General features: G+C 57.9%; 2 protein-coding genes. One reads left to right on the plus strand and one right to left on the minus strand.

Annotation, left to right across the window (positions count from 1 at the left end; genetic code table 11):
- Positions 1-225, plus strand: a 225-nt coding sequence (locus tag EQW76_RS28795) for a transposase domain-containing protein (RefSeq protein WP_143123535.1), incomplete at its 5' end; no start/stop codon positions are given.
- Here EQW76_RS28795 and EQW76_RS28800 read toward each other — a convergent pair.
- Positions 194-439 carry a DUF6429 family protein gene (locus EQW76_RS28800; protein ID WP_142832635.1) on the minus strand — a complete coding sequence of 82 codons (246 nt, stop codon included), beginning with the start codon at positions 437-439 and terminating at the stop codon, positions 194-196. The genes EQW76_RS28795 and EQW76_RS28800 overlap by 32 nt on opposite strands.
- Positions 440-496: the final 57 nt, after the last annotated feature.

Here is a 496-nt window from a genome sequence, read left to right on the forward strand (position 1 = left end):
TGCGGAAGGAAAAACTGGAACTTCGCCGGGTCCGATCGCGGCGCAGACCGGGCTGCCATCATGCTGACCCTTATCACCACGGCCCGTCTCAACGATATCGATCCGAAGGCCTGGCTGGCGGACGTGCTGGCTCGCATCGCCGATCTGCCCGTCTCCCACCTGCACGAATTGTTGCCATGGGAATGGAAGAGGATCAAGGCGGCGGAGATTGCGGTTGCTGCGTAAATAACTGCCGGAAAAGCTCTTCCGATCGGCGTAGACCCTCATCCGTCAGCACCAGCGACTTCGACTTGTTCACCGGATCGCCAATCAAGCCTTTCTGATGCAACCGATCCGTCGTAGCCCAGTCAAAACCCTTCCAGGCGCAACGCTCGTTGTGAAGCGTCAGCCATAGCAGCGCCAGCACAGCATCGTCGATTTTGCCTTCGTCGATCTCCATCCCGCCAATTTACCACGCGCAAAAGCAAAAATCCTGCGGTTCACCTCGGATGGATAC

Origin of the sequence: Rhizobium sp. rho-13.1 (genome assembly GCF_007000305.1) — a bacterium.
Classification (GTDB): Bacteria; Pseudomonadota; Alphaproteobacteria; order Rhizobiales; family Rhizobiaceae; genus Rhizobium; species Rhizobium rhododendri.

What these genes read in the sequence shown, in the direction of transcription:
- EQW76_RS28800 (WP_142832635.1), bottom strand. Translation starts at nt 439, where the DNA reads ATGGAGATCGACGAAGGCAAAATCGACGATGCTGTGCTGGCGCTGCTA.